The sequence below is a fragment of the Streptomyces sp. URMC 127 genome, assembly GCF_051386535.1.
Classification (GTDB): domain Bacteria; phylum Actinomycetota; class Actinomycetes; order Streptomycetales; family Streptomycetaceae; genus Streptomyces.
Genome location: NZ_JBPQTW010000514.1, coordinates 1 through 406 on the forward strand (window position 1 = coordinate 1; position 406 = coordinate 406).

General features: G+C 66.5%; 1 protein-coding gene. It reads right to left on the reverse strand.

Annotated features, from left to right (window positions below):
* Nucleotides 1-406, reverse strand: a 406-nt coding sequence (locus tag ACSNOH_RS35180) for an Ig-like domain-containing protein (protein WP_436725501.1), incomplete at both ends; no start/stop codon positions are given.

The window sequence follows — 406 nt, forward strand, 5'->3', positions numbered from 1 at the left end:
CCGACGGTCGAGCCGTCCTCCGGCGTGAAGGAGCCGATGAAGCTGTTGGTGGGCGAGACGGTGGTGAACGAGGAGTTCTCCGTGGCCTTGCGGCCCGCGGAGTCCACGGCCTCGACCACGATCTTGTACTTGGTCGAGCGCTCCAGCTGCGCCTTGGGCTGCCAGGACGTCTTGTCCGGCGATATCGTGCCCTCGACCGGGGTGCCCTTGTCCGTGGTCATCTTGACGCTCGTGAGCGTGCCGTCGCTGACGGTGACCTTGGCGTTGTCCGCCGCGATGCCCGCGTTGGCCGAGCCGTCCTTCTGGGAGATCTTGATCTGCGCCTTGGAGGCTTCCTTGGCGGCCGCGGCATCGACCTTGTTCTGCTCCTTGCCGCTGCTGCTGGAGCTGCTCTTGCCGCCGTCGT